This window comes from Mesorhizobium sp. M6A.T.Cr.TU.017.01.1.1, from assembly GCF_004023115.1.
In the GTDB taxonomy this organism is placed as follows: Bacteria; Pseudomonadota; Alphaproteobacteria; order Rhizobiales; family Rhizobiaceae; genus Mesorhizobium; species Mesorhizobium mediterraneum.
Map to the genome: position 1 here is coordinate 30,882 of NZ_RZTA01000041.1, position 16,670 is coordinate 47,551.

Genomic DNA, 16,670 nt, shown 5'->3' on the forward strand with positions numbered 1-16,670 from the left:
TCTAATGCGGAAACTCCAGCCCCATCTCGCGGTAGCGCTCGGGGTCGTCGCCCCAGTTCTCGCGCACCTTGACGAACAGGAAAAGGTGCACCTTCTGTTCGAGGATACCTGATATCTCCATGCGTGCCGCCTGGCCGATGGCACGGATCGTCTCGCCCTTGTGGCCGAGGACGATCTTCTTCTGGCTGTCACGCTCGACATAGATGGTCTGGTCGATGCGCACCGAGCCGTCCTTCTTCTCTTCCCATTTCTCGGTTTCGATGTGGGAAGAATAGGGCAGTTCCTGATGCAGCCTGAGATAGAGCTTTTCGCGGGTGATCTCGGCCGCCAGCTGTCGCATCGGCAGATCGGAGATCTGGTCTTCCGGGTAATACCAGGGGCCGGCAGGCAGGGTTTCCGAGAGATAGTCGAGCAGGTCCTTGCAGCCCGACCCAGTTAGCGCCGAGACCATGAAGGTGCGCTTGAAGGGCACCTTTTCGTTGGCTGCCGCGGACAGGGCCAGCAGCGCCTCGGGCTTGACCCGGTCGACCTTGTTGAGGATCAGCACCATCGGCTGGCGGACATCCTTCAGCCGTTCGAGGATGGCGTCGGCGTCGCCCCTGATGCCGCGCTCGGCGTCGATCAGCAACAGCACGATATCGGCGTCCTTGGCGCCGCCCCAGGCGGTCGTCACCATTGCCGTGTCCAATCGCCGCTTCGGCTTGAAAATGCCCGGCGTGTCGACGAAAACTATCTGTGCGTTGTTGTGGATGGCGATGCCGCGCACGATGGCGCGCGTCGTCTGCACCTTGTGGGTGACGATCGACACCTTGGCGCCGACCAGCTGGTTGACCAGCGTCGATTTTCCCGCATTGGGCGCGCCGATCAGCGCGACGAAGCCGGAGTGTGTGACGGCGGCTTCTGTTGCCGGCGGGACGTCGTCGGTGGCGGTCATGCCGCGCTCCCCTTATTTAGCCAGATGCCTTCGCGCAACAGCAGTGCGGTGGCGGCGGCCTGCTCGGCCTCGCGCTTGGAGCGCCCACTGCCGGTCGCCGGCGGATAGGCGCCGACCTTGACGCTGATGGTGAACAGCGGATCGTGGTCCGGTCCCTCGCGGCTGTCAATTATGTAGACCGGCACGGCGCCTGCCGCCTGATGCGCCCATTCCTGCAGTTCGGTCTTGGCATCGCGGCGGGCGGCACCGATGGCCTGCGAGCGCGGCCGCCAGTATTTGTGGATGAAGGCGCTGGCTGCCTCCAGCCCGCCGTCGAGATAGAGCACGGCGATCAGCGATTCCAGCGCATCGGCGCGTAGATTGACGCGCTTGCGTCCGTCGAGGCCGCGCACGTCCGAGCCGGCACGGATCAGCTCCGGCAGGCCGATCTCCTCGGCGATCTCCGCCAGCGCCTCGGCATTGACCAGCGCATTGAGCCTGAGCGAAAGCTCACCCTCGGCAGCGTCCGGATACGCCGCCAGCAGCATGTCGGCGACGACCAGGCCGAGGACGCGGTCACCCAGGAATTCGAAACGCTCATAGTCGATGCCGGCATGGCTGCTGCGGGCGCTGGCATGGGTCAGCGCACGCTGCAAGCGCTGGTGGTCGGCAAAGGCGTGGCCTGTGCGCTCCATGAGCGCTTTGGCGAGCGCGTCCGCGGTCAACCGTTTTGTCGCGGCCATGATCCTAATTGACGAAATGGAGCAGGCGCGACGCGCGCATCAGCGACGGCCATTTCCAGATTTCGAGCGGGCTGGCGCTGCCACCGATCGAGAAGAAGATGAGGTTGGCGCGGCCGACCAGGTTCTCGTCGGGCACAAAACCGACGGTGAAGCGGCTGTCCGAGGAATTGTCCCTGTTGTCGCCCATCATAAAATAGTGGCCGGGCGGCACGTCGAATTCGCGGGTGTTGTCGCCGATCGAGTTCGGCGTCAGGTCGAGCGTGTCATAGCTGACGCCGTTCGGCAAAGTCTCACGATAGACGTCGACCGGCCCGCTCTCCTCGGTGATGTCGCGATTGTCGATCTGCCCGACCTTCTGGCGCGGCACGCCAACGCCGTTGATGAAGAGCTGGCCGTCCTTGACCTGGATCTTGTCCCCCGGCAGGCCGACGACGCGCTTGATGTAGTCGACGGAGGGGTCCGGCGGGAACTTGAACACCGCCACGTCGCCGCGCTTCGGCTCGGCGCCCCAGATGCGGCCCGAAAAGAGGTCCGGCCCGAACGGCAGCGAATAGCGGGAGAAGCCATAGGACCATTTGGTGACGAAGAGATAGTCGCCTTCGAGCAAGGTCGGCCGCATCGACCCGGACGGGATAGAAAATGGCTGAAAAAGGAGCGTGCGGATGACCAGAGCGAGCAAAAGCGCCTGGACGATGACGCTGACGGTTTCGCCAAGCCCGCCGGATTTCTTCTGGGATTTTTCAGCCACGCTCATGTCGTCCTCGATTATGCGTTGGTTGGTATAGGGGCTCGGCGCGCGCTGGGCAACGTCATGCCGGTGGTCAGATGCAATCAATATGGCGCTTCTTCGACGGGCAACGCCTCGATGATCACAAAGGCTTGAGCAAGCGGAAAGTCGTCGGTGATGGTGAGATGGATTGCCGCCCTGTGCCGTTCAGGCAGGATTTTGTCCAGTTGCGCCGCCGCCCCGCCGGTCAGTGCCATGGTCGGCTTGCCACTGGCCAGGTTGACGACGCCCATATCGCGCCAGAAAACACCTTGCGCCATACCGGTGCCCAGCGCCTTGGCGCAGGCTTCCTTGGCGGCGAAACGCTTGGCATAGGAGGCGGCGCGGGCGCCGCGACTTTCGGAGCGGGCCTGTTCGACCTCGGTGTAGATGCGCTGAATGAAGCGCTGGCCATGGCGCTCCAGCGATTTTTCGATGCGTCTGATATCGATCAGGTCGCTGCCGATGCCAATGATCATTCGGCAGGAACTTCCCGTCCGGCCGTTCCAGCTCTGTCCGCCAGGCGCATGCGCCGCTGTTCGCGGAAGGTGGCCATGCCCCAGCGCGTGATGCCGTAGAACAAGAGGCCGAAGATCAGGCCAAGCGGCACGGCGCCGACGGTCATCGGTTTCAGCACCGGTCCCCACAATTGCGAAAACGAAAGATTGTGCAGCATCTCGCCGAGATGCGCGGGCGGCCCATGCGCCGGCAGGCGCTCGTGCAGGACCAGCTTGCCGGTCTCCCACGACGCGCCCCACAGCAGCGGGAAGGTCAGCGGATTGCCGACAACCGTGCCGAGCGCTGCCGCGACCAGATTCCCGGCGATTAGCCAAGAGACGGCAAAGGCGATGATGAAGTGAAAGCCGAGCGGAAAGAATGATGCGAACACGCCCGCCGCGACACCGGCGGCCACGGCGTGCGGAGTGGCCTTCAGCCGCAGGATGCGCTTGGAAAAGTATCGCAGCGAACGCGAGAAAGAGCGGCGTGGCCACAGATAGGTACGCACCCGCTCGAGAAAACCATCAGGATTGCGGCGTCGAAAAAGCACTCTGTTCCTGTCCTGATATCCAAAGCTGCCGCTCTGACCATCCCGGGCCGGGCGTGACAGCCACATCTTGCGCTTTGCGGCCGTCGAAAGGCAACAACGACCTTGATATAGCGATACGCCGGCCGCAGAACAACCGGAACTCGTCGGGCGCCCGCTTGCAGCGACCTTGCGGCGCCGGCGTTTCGCCGTTTCGAACACAGTACAATCGCGGCGGATTTGAGGAGGCGAGTTCGGCGCGGAGATCAGCAGCAACCCGCAAGCTATCTACAGCCCATAGTCGCTGACCTCGACGAGGTTGCCGTCCGGGTCGCGGAAATAGACCGACATCATCGGGCCACGGGCGCCGATCCGCTCGACCGGCCCGACTTCGACGGCAACGCCATTGGCCTCCAGACTGGCGCATATCTCGGCGAGCGGACGGGCGGCGACCAGGCAGAAATCTGCGGTGCCCGGAGTCGGCGCTTTCGCCTTGGGCTCGAAGGTGCGCCCTACCTCATGCACGTTGATCTTCTGCGTTCCGAAAAGCAGTGCCGTCGGCAGGTTCGGTGTGTCGAGACGCCTGAACCCGAGCACGCGCTGATAAAAGGCGCAGGTGTCATCGACGGAGCGAACCGTCAGCACGAAATGATCGATGCCGGCGATCACGGCAGCGCCTCCGTTATATGTTGCGGCTGCCCGGCTTGATCGCCGGAATGGCGGCGAGCTCGGGCGGCAGGCTATCGGCTGGATAGGCCGGAACCTCATATTCGGCGAGCGCTATCAACGGCACGCCGACATCGGTCTTGCCGGCCGAGCGGTCGATGATGCAGGCGGCGGCAACGACCTCGGCGCCAAGCGCGCGCAGGCAATCGATGGTCTCGCGGATCGACAGTCCGGTGGTGACGATGTCCTCGACGATGACGACGCGCGAACCCTTGGCGATCTCGAAGCGGCGGAGCCTGAACTCGCCCCCTTCCCGCTCGACCCAGATCGCCGGTGCGCCAAGATGGCGCGAAGTCTCGTAGGCCGGGATCAGCCCGCCGATCGCCGGGCCGACGACATAGTCGATCTTGCCGGACACAGCTGCGCGGATCTTTTCGGCCAGCGCCTTGCACAGGCGCTCGGTCTTGTCGGCATGCATGAAGACCCGTGCCTTCTGCAGGAAGACCGGGCTTCGCAAACCCGACGTCAGGATGAAATGCCCTTCCAAAACGGCACCGGCTTCACGGAAAATGCCCAGCACTTCGTCGGTGTTCATCTCTGCCCTGTCTCCAACACGCTTGTCTCCAGCACGCTAGTGATTTTTAGCCGTTCACGCGCCTTGCATCGCTGACGCTCGAATTGTCCTTGAGCTGCGACAGCAGCCGGTTCAGGTGCTTCAGATCCCAGACTTCGAGATCAATCAGCATTTCAGTGAAATCAGGCGCGGTGCGCACCATCGACAATGTATGGATGTTGGCATCGTTGGATGCAACGACCTGCGCGATGTCGGCCAGCGAGCCCGGCGCGTTGATGGCGGTGACCGAGACGCGCGCCGGAAACCGCTCCTTGGTGCGCTCGTCTATGTCCCAGCGCACGTCGATCCATCGTTCGGGCTGGTCGTCGAAAGCCTGCAGCGCCGGCGACTGGATCGGATAGATCGTGATGCCGGTTCCCGGCTGCACGATGCCGACGATGCGGTCGCCGGGCACAGCACCTTCCGGCGCGAAGCGCACCGGCAGGTCGCCGCGCACGCCACGGATCGGCACGGCGCCGTCCCTTGGCTGGTCCTTATCCTTGCGTGCCGCGCGTCCCGGAATCTGGAACAGCATTCCGGCGGCGTTGCGGATCTTCGACCAGCCCTCCTCGCGCTGCTTGGGCGCGGCCAGCGTGACGCGCTCGTCCTTGTAGTCGGGAAACACCGCTTTCATGACATCGGTGGAAGCAAGTTCGCCGCGGCCGACCGAAGCCAGCACATCCTCGATGTCCTTGCGCGCCAGCCGATGCAGCACCGACTTCAGGCTCTCCTTGGTAAAGGTCTTCCCGGACCGCTCGAAGGCGCGTTCCAGTATGCGGATGCCGAGACCCGAATATTGCTTGCGGATGGCATTCTTGGTGGCGCGGCGGATCGCCGAGCGCGCCTTGCCGGTGACGACGACCGATTCCCACGCCGCCGGCGGCACCTGCGCCTTGGAACGGATGATCTCGACCTCGTCGCCATTCTTCAGTTCGGTCATCAGCGGCATGATGCGGCCGTTTACCTTGGCACCGACGCAGGTGTCGCCAACATCGGTGTGCACGGCGTAGGCGAAATCGATCGGCGTGGCGCCGCGCGGCAGCGCGATCAGCATGCCCTTGGGCGTGAAGCAGAATACCTGGTCTTGGAACAGTTCCAGCTTGGTGTTTTCGAGGAAGTCCTCGGGATTGTCGCCTTCGGCAAGCTGCTCGATGGTGCGCCGCAGCCAGGCATAGGCGTTGGTCTCCTTCGAGATCGCATGGGCGGTGCCGTTCACCTTGCCGCCGCTGTCCTTGTAGATCGAATGCGCGGCAACGCCATATTCGGCGATCTTGTTCATCTGGTAGGTGCGGATCTGCAGCTCGACGCGCTGGCGCGACGGCCCGACGATGGTGGTGTGGATCGAACGGTAGTCGTTCTGCTTCGGCGTCGAGATGTAGTCCTTGAAGCGGCCTGGCACCATCGACCATGTCGTATGGATGGCGCCGAGCGCCCGGTAGCAGTCCTCGACGGTATCGACGACGACCCGAAAGCCGAAAATGTCGGACAGTTGCTCGAAGGACAGCGCCTTGGCTTCCATCTTGCGGAACACCGACCACGGCTTCTTCTGGCGGCTCTTGACCTCGGCCTTGATCGCATATTTCTCGAACAGCGCGGACAGCGCCTTCTCGATCTCGGACAGCACATCCTTGTTGCGCTCGAAGATTTCGGCGAGCCGCGCGGTGACAGCGCGGTAGGCTTCCGGATTGATGAAGCGGAAGGCGATCTCCTCGAGTTCCTCGCGCATGCCTTGCATGCCCATGCGCCCGGCCAGCGGCGCATAGATATCCATCGTTTCCTCGGCGATGCGCAGGCGCTTGGCTTCAGGCACATGGTCGAGCGTGCGCATGTTGTGCAAGCGGTCGGCAAGCTTGACCAGCAGCACGCGAACGTCTTCCGAGATCGCCAGCAAGAGCTTGCGCAGGTTTTCCGCCTGCTCGGCCTTCTTGGAGACGAGGTCGAGTTTCTTCAGCTTGGTCAGGCCTTCGACCAGCTTGCCCATTTCCGGACCGAACAGCTCGTCGATCTCGGCCCTGGTCGCCGTGGTGTCCTCGATCGTGTCGTGCAGCAGCGCAACCGCGATGGTCGCCTCATCCATGTGCATTTCGGTGAGGATGGCGGCGACTTCGAGCGGATGCGAGAAATAAGGGTCGCCGGAGGCACGCTTCTGGTGGCCATGCTTCTGCATGGCGTAGACATAGGCCTTGTTGAGCAGCGCCTCGTTGACGTCAGGCTTGTAGCGCTGGACGCGCTCGACAAGCTCATACTGACGCATCATGGGCGGGATCTCGCAGTGCTGAAATGAATCATGCGCCGCACTGGCGTACGGCGCATGTCATAGATAACCACGAAACCGCCGACGCGAAAGTGTCGGCAGTCGTTGCGAAGATTAATAATCGTCGCTTTTTTCCGGCGGTACCAGACCTTCGATGCCGGCCAGGAGGTCTTCCTCGGTCATGCGGTCGAAGGTGATGTTGTCCTCGGTGTCGTCGGCATCGGTAGCCACAGCGGCGGCACCGGTCTGGTCGGCGATCGCCTCGCCATCGGCTTCCGGCTCATCGACCTCGACATGCTTCTGCAGCGAGTGGATCAGGTCTTCCTTGAGATCGTCGGGCGACAGCGTCTCTTCGGCGATCTCGCGCAGCGCGATGACCGGATTCTTGTCGTTGTCGCGAGGAACGGTGATCTGCGCGCCCTGGCTGATCTGACGGGCACGGTGGCCGGCCAGGAGCACGAGCTCGAAGCGGTTGTCGACCTTGTCGATGCAATCTTCAACGGTTACGCGGGCCATGAGCTGCCCCTTTCATGCCTGGATTTAATGGAAAACAGGCGCGGTCCATAACCTGAACGCCGCCAAAATACAAGCTTTTTGGCAATATCAGTCCGGGGCCAGGTCCGGGTCAAGTCCGGGGCCGGCCAAGGCGTGGTCTGGGCGCGCGTCGCCTGCGACGATACGGCACCGATCACAATTGCTTGCTATGCAGCATCATATCCTTGGATTGCCGTAAAACCGGCGTTATCTCGAATGACGAAGGTCAGCCGGTTATTTCAAGCCGACCGATAGTCACGCGCATTTAGACGGCCGCTTATTTTCGAAAAGGAATATTTTCCATGTTCGACCCTCGTGAAAAAATCGCTCTTTTCATCGACGGAGCCAATCTTTACGCCACGTCGCGCGCGCTCGGCTTCGACATCGACTACCGCAAGCTTTTGTCGAGCTTCCAGAAGCGCGGCTACCTGCTGCGTGCTTACTACTACACCGCGCTGGTCGAGGATCAGGAATATTCCTCGATCCGGCCGCTGATCGACTGGCTCGACTATAACGGCTTCAAGGTGGTGACCAAGCCGGCCAAGGAGTTCACCGACTCGACCGGCCGCCGCAAGATCAAGGGCAATATGGACATCGAGCTGACGGTCGATGCGCTGGAACTTGCCGATGTCGTCGACCACTATGTCATCTTTTCCGGCGACGGCGATTTCCGCACGCTGGTCGAGGCGCTGCAGCGGCGCGGGCGCAAGGTCTCGATCGTCTCCACCATGGCTTCACAGCCGCCGATGATTTCCGACGATCTGCGCCGCCAGGCGGACCATTTCATCGACCTGATGACGCTGAAGAGCGAGGTCGGCCGCGATCCGTCCGAGCGGCCGGTGCGCCGGCCCGAGCCGGCCGAAGTCGACGAGGACGACTATTGACGGCGGCGGTCTTGACCGCTCCCTTGGTCGCATCCCCCGAGCCTGATCGCGACTGCCCGCTCTGCCCGCGGCTGCATGATTTTATCGCGCAATGGCGGCAGCGCGAGCCGTCCTGGTTCAATGCGCCGGTGCCGACCTTCCTGCCGCCCGAGGGCGAGGATGCCGTTAAACTGTTGATCGTCGGGCTGGCGCCAGGCCTGCGTGGGGCGAACAGGACGGGGCGTCCCTTCACCGGCGACTACGCCGGCGACCTGCTCTACAACACGCTGATCGCGCACGGCTTTGCGCGCGGCCAATTCAAGGCGCGGCCCGATGACGGGCTGGAGCTTGTCGGCACGGCGATCACCAATGCGGTGCGCTGCGTGCCACCGGACAACAAGCCGGTCGGCGCCGAGATTGCCACCTGCCGGACGTTCCTGGTGCCGACGATCGCGCGGTTTAAAAACCTGCGCGCCGTGCTGGCGCTGGGCTCGATCGCGCACCAGTCGACCGTGCGGGCGCTGGGTGGGCGTGTTGCCGCTTATCCCTTCCGCCACGGCGGACAGCAGCAAACCAATGGCGTCACGCTGTTCTCCAGCTATCATTGCTCGCGCTACAACACCAACACCGGCGTGCTGACGGAAACGATGTTCGTCAACGTGTTCAGTGATATAGCCGCGTTTCTGGAGAGATAGATTCGGGCGGTGGCGCAAACAGCTCGGCCAATTTCTCCTGCCCGCCCTGAAGGACATTCAGATCGACATCGCCACTGATGCCGTCGACGCGACCCCTGTCGTGGTACTGCCAATAGATCCAGTCGTCATGACCTGGCCACAGCGCCAGCGAACGAACCCAGTGCGGTCGGCCGACGATCTGACCGGCATAGACCCGCGCAGCCTCGTCGGTCACATAGAGGATCGCTGTCTTGCCGAAAGCTGCCTCGACAGGGCGCAGGAAAGCCGAGAGTTCGACATTCAATTCTTCGGGCGATGGCCGCCGCGGACAATTGCCGACAAATTCTATGTCCACCACCGGCGGCAGCAGCGATTGATCGCGCGGCACGACGGAGATGAAATTGCGCGCCTGATCGGCGCCAGGCCTGCAGAAGGTGAAGAAATGGTAGGCACCGACCGCCAGCCCGGCCGCACGCGCCTCACGCAGATTGGCGGCGAAGGCGTCGTCGACATGGTCGCCGCCCTCGGTCGCCTTGATGACGGCGAAGGCGACATCGTCGGCGGCAACACGGCGCCAGTCGATCTGCCGCTGATGATGGGAAACGTCGATACCTCTGACCGGATATTTGCTTCGGTCCGGAGAAAACGTCTGGAAGTAGAAATAGCCGACGGCCGCGACGACGCACACGAGGATCAGGCTGGCCGCACCCCAAAGAACGATCCGGTTCTTCAAAAGAGTGGTTCCCAGCCTACCCACGCTCCTTCAGCAACCGGCCTTTCTCGCGCGACCAGTCGCGCTGCTTTTCGGTCTCGCGCTTGTCGTGCAGTTTCTTGCCGCGACCAACGGCGAGCAGCACTTTGGCCCGGCCCTGGTCGTTGAAGTAGATTTTTAGCGGCACCAGCGTCATGCCTTCGCGATCGACGCTCTGCGACAGCTTGGCCATCTCGCGTTTGTTGAGCAGCAGCTTGCGGCGCCGGCGTGGCTCGTGGTTGAAGCGGTTGGCCTGCAGATATTCTGGCAAATAGGAGTTGATCAGCCAGATCTCACCGCCCTCGACCGAGGCGTAACTGTCCTGGATGTTGGCCTGGCCCTGGCGCAGCGACTTCACCTCGGTGCCGGTCAGCACCAGGCCGGCCTCGATCGTGTCGAGCACCTCATAGGAAAACCGTGCCTTGCGGTTTTCCGCAACGGTCTTGTTGTTGGGATCGGCTTTTCTGACTTGATTCATGACGTCTAGAGTCCGTTTCGAAACTCGCTCCTGCGAGTCAGATGATGGTGGCACCGAGACCCGGAGCGGAGCGTACATATAGTACGTGAGCACCGGAAGCGCAGGTGACGCCTTCAGATGGCCGCAGGAGTAGAATTTCCAAACGGGCTCGCTAATTAATCAAGCCGGCGTGCTTCATGGCCGCATCGATCTTTTCGGCGGTCGACTGCTCGACGGTGACCAGCGGTGAGCGCAGCACGTTCTCGACCTTGCCGAGCTTCGACAGCGCATATTTCGCGCCGGACACGCCGGGTTCAATGAAGATCGCCTTGTGCAGCGGCAGCAGGCGGTCCTGCAAATCCAGCGCCTTGGCGCCGTCGCCGGAAAGCGTCGCCTCCTGGAATTCGGCGCACAGCCTAGGTGCGACATTCGACGTCACCGAGATGCAACCGACGCCGCCATGGGCGTTGAAGCCGAGCGCCGAGGCATCCTCGCCCGAAAGCTGGATGAAATCCTTGCCACAGGTCGCACGCTGCTCGGAAACCCGCTCGACCTTGCCGGTGGCGTCCTTGACGCCGACGATATTCTTGAAGTCGTGAGCCAACCGGCCCATCGTCTCGGGCATCATGTCGATCACCGAGCGCGGCGGGATGTTGTAGATGATGATCGGCAGACTGGTCGCCCTGGCGACGGCGGCGAAATGTTCATAGAGGCCGCGCTGCGTCGGCCTGTTGTAATAAGGCGTGACGACCAGTGCCGCGTCGGCGCCCGCCTTCTCGGCATATTGCACCAGGCCAACCGCCTCTTCGGTGTTGTTGGAGCCGGCGCCGGCGACGACCGGAGCGCGGCCTTTGGCCACCTCGATGCACACCTTGACGACGTGGCGGTGCTCGTCATGCGACAGGGTCGGCGACTCGCCTGTCGTGCCGACAGGAACCAAACCGGTCGTGCCTTCGGCGATCTGCCAGGCAACGAGGGCGCGAAAGGCTTTCTCGTCGAAACGACCGCTCTTTTCGAACGGTGTCACGAGCGCGGTAAGCGAGCCTCTCAGCATGTCGTCCAACTCCTTGGGACTTCTCGGGTTTTGACTTCTCGGGTTTGTCGTGCGCGCCTTCTAGCCGAAAGCGAAGCGGCGCACCATAGTCTCGACACCGTTGCGCGGCAAGCATGGCAGTAGTGCCAGCAAGCGCAATTTGAACGACCTTGGTAGCGCTTTGTTTACGGCCTCTTCATAGCAGCCAACTAGGCTTCAGTTGATCTGTGCCTGTTGGTAATGTGTAGACAGGAAATGATGAAGACCATGCCGACCAAGCAGCCTCATTTTTTTGCGCTGCTTGGCGCAATCCTCCTGCTGATGCCGAGCGGCGTGGCCGCCGGCAAGATCGATGTGCAGGTCACGTCGGCCATTCCGATGCCCCACCTGCAGGGTACGGGCCTGCAGGATACGAGATCCCCATCCGCCAGCGTCGCCAGGCTGAAGAGCGGCCTTGACGCGCTGGCGGCAAACGACGTTGCCGGAGCGCGTCAAGTGCGCGAGGCTCTGCCGGTCAAGTCGCTCGACCGGCACATCCTTGCCTGGGCGATCGCGCTCTATGGCGGCGACAAGGTGCCAAGCGGCGACATCGCCGATGCTGCGAAGATGTTGCCGAACTGGCCGGGCATGATCGCCTTGCGCAAGAACAGCGAGCGCGCGCTCTATCGCGAGAACCCCGCGCCTGAGATCGTGGTGCAGGCATTCGGCGGCAGCCAGCCGCAAACAGTCGAGGGCGTGGTGATCCTCGCCCGCTCGTATGCGTCGCGGGGCGACGTCAAGGCGGCGCGCTCGGTGCTGTCGCCTTTCTGGCGCACCGAAAAACTGGAAGCCAAGGACGAAGCTGACATCATCCAGGAATTCGGCAAGCTGATCCCCGCAGCCGACCACCGCTTCCGCATGGAGCGCATGTTCTATGCCGACCGGGTCAATTCCGCGCTGCGCGTCGCCGGCCTTGCCGACGCCCAGCAACTGGCCGACGCCTGGGCGGCGGCGGCCAAGGGCGACAAGAACGCGGCCAAACTGCTGAAGGCCGTGCCCGCCGCGCAGCGTTCGGCCGGCTATTTCTTTGCGCAAGCCCAATATCTGCGCAAGCAAGACAAGCTTTCCGACGCCGTCGCAATGGTGATGAAGGCGCCGAGCGACCGCAACGCGCTGGCCGACCCGGATGCCTGGTGGGCCGAGCGTCGAGTATTGTCGCGCGAACTGGTCGACCAGGGCGACATGAAGACCGCCTACAGGATCGTAGCAGCACATGCCGCCGAAAGTGCCGCCAATGCGGCGGATGCGGAGTTCCATGCCGGCTGGTACGCGCTGCGCGGCCTCAACGACCCCAATACCGCTGCCAAGCATTTCGCGCGGATCGCCGATCTCACTCAGGGGCCGATATCGCTGTCGCGCGCCTATTATTGGCTCGGCCGTGCAGCCGAAGTCGGTGGTCCCGGCAATGCGAAGGATCATTTCACCCGTGCCGCCGCCTATGGCACGACGTTCTACGGCCAACTCGCCGGCGAGCGCGTCGGCCGGCAGGTGCTCAACATCGCCTATCCCTCGCCTGATACCACCGACCGCCGCAATTTCGCCGGCCGCGAAGCTGTCAGCGCCATCAGGCGGCTGCAGGAGGCGGGCTATGAGCGCTATGCCGACACGCTTTACCGCGACCTCGCCGGACAGTTAAGCAGTCCCGGAGAGCTGGCGCTGCTGGCCATGATGGCGGAAAAGCAGGGCAATCATTTCCTGGCGCTGAAAGTCGGCAAGATCGCCGGCGCGCGCGGCATCGATGTCGGCGCGCTGTCGCATCCGCTCGGCGTCATTCCCGACACCGCCAACATTTCCGGCTCGGGCAAGGCGCTGGCCTATGCGATCGCCCGCCAGGAAAGCGAGTTCAACATCGGCGCCGTCTCCAGCGCCGGCGCGCGCGGGCTGCTGCAGCTGATGCCGGGGACCGCCAAGCAATTGGCAAAGAAGGCCGGAATGATTTTCTCGCAAGCGCGGCTGACCACCGACGCCGGCTATAATGCGACGCTGGGCGCCGCCTTCCTCGGCGAGCAGCTCGGCCGCTTCGACGGCTCCTACGTGCTGACCTTTGCCGGCTACAATGCCGGCCCCAACCGCGCCGCCCAGTGGGTGGCGAAATACGGCGACCCGCGCGGCAAGGACATCGACGCCGTCGTCGACTGGATCGAACGGATTCCCTACACGGAAACAAGAAGTTACGTCCAGCGCGTGATGGAGAATTACGAAGTCTACAAGATGCGTATTTCCGGCAAATACGACATTGTGGGCGACCTGGTGAACGGGCGGAGTTGAACCAAGGAAGGCAGGTTAAGCCAGAGGCTGGCGATCCTTCGCGCCCCCTCTGTCCTGCCGACGGCTAAGTCGATTTGACCCTACCTGCCCTCGCCTGTAGCAGTCGGGACGATCCGGCAACGGCGAGGAATCGAGTCCAAATGTCGAGCGGTTTTTCCGACTTCTTCTACGCTTCGCCGGACGGGCTGCAACTCCACGCCCGTATCTACGGCGAAGCGAACTCCGGACGCTGGCCGGTCGTCTGCCTGCCCGGCCTCACCCGCAATAGCCGCGACTTTCATGAGCTGGCGCTGCACCTGTCGCGACGAGCGAAAAATCCGCGCAAAATCGTCGCCTTCGACTATCGCGGGCGCGGGCAGTCCGCCTACGACCCCGATATCGGCCACTACAATGTCGGCGTCGAGGCCGGTGATGTTCTCGCCGGGCTGGCGGCGCTTGATATCGAGGAAGCGGGCTTCATCGGCACGTCACGTGGCGGGCTGATCATTCATGTGCTCGGCGCGATGCGACCGACCATCCTGAGGGCCATCGTTCTCAACGATATCGGCCCGGTGGTCGAGGCCGGCGGCCTCGCCCATATCCGCTCCTATCTCGAGCGCGCGCCAAAGCCGAAAACCCATGCCGAGGCGGTCGGCGCCCTGCGCGGCGCGCATGGCAGCGACTTTCCAGCCCTGACCGAGGCGGATTGGGACCGCATGGTATCGGCCCTCTACCGAGAGACGGATGACGGGCTGGTGCCGGATTTCGACCCGAAGCTGGTCGACACGCTGGCGGGTCTCGATCTCACCCAGCCGTTGCCGGCACTGTGGCCACAGTTCGAGGCACTGACGGCCATGCCGATGCTCACTATCCGCGGCGCCAATTCGAAGCTGCTGTCCACCGAGACGCTCGAACAGATGCGAAAGCGTCACCCTTGTATCGAGACGATCACGGTCGAGGACCAGGGCCATGCGCCTTTCCTCGAGACCGGCGGCCTGCCCGGCGCCATCGCCGCTTTTCTGGATACGGCCGAACAACAATTCGGCTCAAAGTAAAACCTCCAGGATCGACTTCGATCCTGGAGGTTTTTACTTGAATTTGGCTTACGCGGACTTCGAATTTTTCCGGGGCGCCTTGGACGAGGCTTTCGCCGCGACCGGCTCGCTCCTTGGTTCCGCAGAAGACAGAGGGCTTTCCGCCTCCGATCCATTGCACCGAGGCGTTTCCAGCACGACGACGCAGCCGTCGAGGTCGTTCGTGGCAAGATGCGCGTAACGCATGGTCATCGAAAGCGTCTGGTGGCCAAGCCACATCTGCACACGCCTGATGTCGATGCCGCCCTGGACAAGACGCGAGGCGCAGGTGTGGCGCAATATGTGCGGCACGACCTGTTCGTCGGCGCCAAGACCGACCTCGGCCTTCGCATCGTTCCAGATGGCGCGAAACTGCGCCTGGCTGAGCTTGGTGAAAGGACCTTTGGGCCGACGGCCCTCGGTGACCGGCAGCTTGATCACCTCTTTGGTCCGGGCAGTGAGTGGAATGGTGCGGCTGCGGCCGGATTTGGTGATCCAGAAGCTGACGCGATGCTCCTGGATATCATTCCAGATCAAGCCCAGCGCCTCGCCGAGGCGACAGCCGGTGTCGACGAGAAAGACCGAAAGCCGGTAAGCGTCCTCGCTGCGTCTCTTTATGGCGGCGAACAGCTGGGCTTCCTCATCCCGCTCGATGAAGCGAATCCGTCCCGCCCGCTCCTTCTGGCGGCGGAACTCGGGCAGGCTGTGGATATCCCCCATCTTGTGAGCCTTGCGCAGCAGTTTGCTGAGAGCAGCCATCTTTCGATTGATGGTTGCGTTGCTGTTGCCGCGCTGGCGCAAGGTGCCGATAAGGTTGTCCAGGGTACTCTGGTCAAAGGCGCTGAAACGCTCCCCAAGGAGAATCTCGTCTATTTCGCCGATGAAGGAGCTGACATTGTATTTATGCCGCCCATCATCCCAAAGTATGTCTCGGTATGCTGAAAACAGCTCCCCGACCTTGTACGACTTTACTTCTCTGATCTTGTTATAACTGTATTTTATTTTTGCGTTTTGAGAAGAAAACATCGAAAAATGGTCAGAGGGAGCACCCTCTTGAATCGCTTCGTTTGTCATTGTCTTGCCACACCCCCGGAGTGGATAGGTCAGCCCTATCTGCCTGGGAGCGTCCTTTCAAGAGTTTTGATCACGCAGTTGTGATTTCATCCGCCATCAACGAATCCCACGAAATCTTCCCACGGACCTTATTCAGCTACCGTTACCCCCTGTTCCTTCTGTTTGCCTTGATCCAGGTCACGAAACAAAACAGCCCGGGCATTGAAGCGCCCGGGCTGGAATTTCACTTGTTTTAAGCCCAGCCCTTAGAACGAGCGCTGGAAGCGGAGCTGGCCGCCAAAGCTGTCGTCGTCGTCCGCACCGGTCCAGTTGGAGACAGAATCCTCGCCTAAGCTGAAGTAGGAGGCCTCCGCCGTGATCGTCAGGCCGGGGACGATGTCATAGGCGATGTTCGCCACGACGCCGAGATTCTTGCCCTCGTCATACGAGACCTGGGTGTTGAACGAGGTCTTCTCGTTGATGGTGTAGGTGCCACCGCCCCAGACTGCCCAATTGCCGCTCCACAGCTTGTACATGCCGCGACCGTTGGCGTCGAATACATATGACGTATCCGTGTAGTTGTCGTCCGTGCCGTAGCCGGCCATGATGAACAGCGACAGGTTCTCCATCGGCGTGACGTCAAGGCGAACCTTACCGGCCACCTCTTCGTAGTTGCTGTCGTAAGCAACGACGCCGGTGATCGCGCCCCAGCCCTGCGTCCACTTCACGCCGCCGACGACATGCGGAACGTAGCTGTCGATCGTGAAGTCGCCGTAGCCTTCTTCGAGCGAGACGACGGCGGAGAAGCCGTTGCCGGCATCGAAGTAGTACTGGACGACATTGGTGTCGAAGCCGCCATAGGGAACCAGCGTATCGTTCATGACGTTGCCGGCGTAGCCGATGAACGTATCGAAGGCCGATTCGTCCTTACCGACGCGCAGACCACCGAGCTGGATCCAGGCGAAGT

At 62.4% G+C, this 16,670-nt stretch carries 18 protein-coding genes; 4 read left to right on the top strand and 14 right to left on the bottom strand.

Translation table 11 applies throughout. From position 1 onward, the window contains the following. Position 1: 1 nt before the first annotated feature. The 9 genes from era to rpoZ all read right to left on the bottom strand — a co-directional run bounded on the left by era (position 2) and on the right by rpoZ (position 7,495). Positions 2-934: a GTPase Era gene (gene era, locus EOB36_RS15545; RefSeq protein ID WP_095483142.1), complete on the bottom strand. Its 933-nt coding sequence runs from the start codon at positions 932-934 to the stop codon at positions 2-4. Further along, a complete protein-coding gene (gene rnc / locus EOB36_RS15550) occupies positions 931-1,656 on the bottom strand; it encodes a ribonuclease III (RefSeq protein ID WP_095483141.1) in 726 nt (241 codons plus the stop codon). Before rnc ends, era begins: the two co-directional genes overlap by 4 nt. Positions 1,657-1,660: 4 nt before the next feature. Continuing rightward, positions 1,661-2,410 carry a signal peptidase I gene (gene lepB, locus EOB36_RS15555; RefSeq protein WP_095483289.1) on the bottom strand — a complete coding sequence of 250 codons (750 nt, stop codon included), beginning with the start codon at positions 2,408-2,410 and terminating at the stop codon, positions 1,661-1,663. 77 nt (positions 2,411-2,487) lie between these two features. Further along, positions 2,488-2,901: a holo-ACP synthase gene (acpS, locus tag EOB36_RS15560; RefSeq protein ID WP_127205200.1), complete on the bottom strand. Its 414-nt coding sequence runs from the start codon at positions 2,899-2,901 to the stop codon at positions 2,488-2,490. Then, a complete protein-coding gene (locus tag EOB36_RS15565) occupies positions 2,898-3,470 on the bottom strand; it encodes a DUF2062 domain-containing protein (RefSeq protein ID WP_095483139.1) in 573 nt (190 codons plus the stop codon). The genes acpS and EOB36_RS15565 overlap by 4 nt, the downstream gene beginning before the upstream one ends. A 264-nt stretch (positions 3,471-3,734) precedes the next feature. Beyond that, entirely contained in the window at positions 3,735-4,115 is a 381-nt protein-coding gene (locus tag EOB36_RS15570) for a VOC family protein (RefSeq protein WP_206072912.1), read from the bottom strand. Positions 4,116-4,128: 13 nt separating this feature from the next. Continuing rightward, positions 4,129-4,707 (bottom strand): orotate phosphoribosyltransferase, encoded by a 579-nt coding sequence (gene pyrE, locus EOB36_RS15575; protein ID WP_095483137.1) that lies wholly within the window; start codon positions 4,705-4,707, stop codon positions 4,129-4,131. A gap of 46 nt (positions 4,708-4,753) precedes the next feature. After that, a complete protein-coding gene (locus tag EOB36_RS15580) occupies positions 4,754-6,982 on the bottom strand; it encodes a bifunctional (p)ppGpp synthetase/guanosine-3',5'-bis(diphosphate) 3'-pyrophosphohydrolase (RefSeq protein WP_095483136.1) in 2,229 nt (742 codons plus the stop codon). A gap of 111 nt (positions 6,983-7,093) precedes the next feature. After that, positions 7,094-7,495: a DNA-directed RNA polymerase subunit omega gene (gene rpoZ, locus EOB36_RS15585; RefSeq protein ID WP_095483135.1), complete on the bottom strand. Its 402-nt coding sequence runs from the start codon at positions 7,493-7,495 to the stop codon at positions 7,094-7,096. 320 nt (positions 7,496-7,815) lie between these two features. Here rpoZ and EOB36_RS15590 point away from each other — a divergent pair, with 320 nt between their 5' ends. Beyond that, the gene (locus tag EOB36_RS15590) at positions 7,816-8,397 is read left to right on the top strand and encodes an NYN domain-containing protein (RefSeq protein WP_095483134.1); all 582 of its coding nucleotides are present in this window, start codon (positions 7,816-7,818) and stop codon (positions 8,395-8,397) included. A gap of 11 nt (positions 8,398-8,408) precedes the next feature. After that, the gene (locus EOB36_RS15595) at positions 8,409-9,071 is read left to right on the top strand and encodes a uracil-DNA glycosylase (RefSeq protein WP_164759170.1); all 663 of its coding nucleotides are present in this window, start codon (positions 8,409-8,411) and stop codon (positions 9,069-9,071) included. Here EOB36_RS15595 and EOB36_RS15600 read toward each other — a convergent pair. The 3 genes from EOB36_RS15600 to dapA all read right to left on the bottom strand — a co-directional run bounded on the left by EOB36_RS15600 (position 9,040) and on the right by dapA (position 11,312). Further along, positions 9,040-9,783 (bottom strand): GH25 family lysozyme, encoded by a 744-nt coding sequence (locus EOB36_RS15600; protein WP_095483132.1) that lies wholly within the window; start codon positions 9,781-9,783, stop codon positions 9,040-9,042. The genes EOB36_RS15595 and EOB36_RS15600 overlap by 32 nt on opposite strands. A 16-nt stretch (positions 9,784-9,799) precedes the next feature. After that, positions 9,800-10,279, bottom strand: coding sequence for an SsrA-binding protein SmpB (gene smpB / locus EOB36_RS15605; protein ID WP_023719895.1), 480 nt, complete (start codon positions 10,277-10,279; stop codon positions 9,800-9,802). 151 nt (positions 10,280-10,430) lie between these two features. Then, a complete protein-coding gene (gene dapA / locus EOB36_RS15610) occupies positions 10,431-11,312 on the bottom strand; it encodes a 4-hydroxy-tetrahydrodipicolinate synthase (RefSeq protein ID WP_095483131.1) in 882 nt (293 codons plus the stop codon). Between the two features lie 246 nt (positions 11,313-11,558). Here dapA and EOB36_RS15615 point away from each other — a divergent pair, with 246 nt between their 5' ends. Continuing rightward, positions 11,559-13,598, top strand: a complete 2,040-nt coding sequence (locus EOB36_RS15615; protein WP_128285180.1) for a lytic transglycosylase domain-containing protein — start codon at positions 11,559-11,561, stop codon at positions 13,596-13,598. A gap of 140 nt (positions 13,599-13,738) precedes the next feature. Then, positions 13,739-14,632: an alpha/beta hydrolase gene (locus EOB36_RS15620; RefSeq protein ID WP_095483130.1), complete on the top strand. Its 894-nt coding sequence runs from the start codon at positions 13,739-13,741 to the stop codon at positions 14,630-14,632. 48 nt (positions 14,633-14,680) lie between these two features. Here the strand turns inward: EOB36_RS15620 and EOB36_RS15625 are convergent, their stop codons facing one another. Together EOB36_RS15625 and EOB36_RS15630 are read right to left on the bottom strand one after the other, a co-directional pair. Then, on the bottom strand, positions 14,681-15,724 hold the full coding sequence (locus tag EOB36_RS15625) for a site-specific integrase (RefSeq protein ID WP_095483129.1): 1,044 nt from the start codon (positions 15,722-15,724) through the stop codon (positions 14,681-14,683). A gap of 245 nt (positions 15,725-15,969) precedes the next feature. Then, a partial coding sequence (locus EOB36_RS15630) for a porin (protein WP_164759171.1) occupies positions 15,970-16,670 on the bottom strand: 701 nt, incomplete at its 5' end.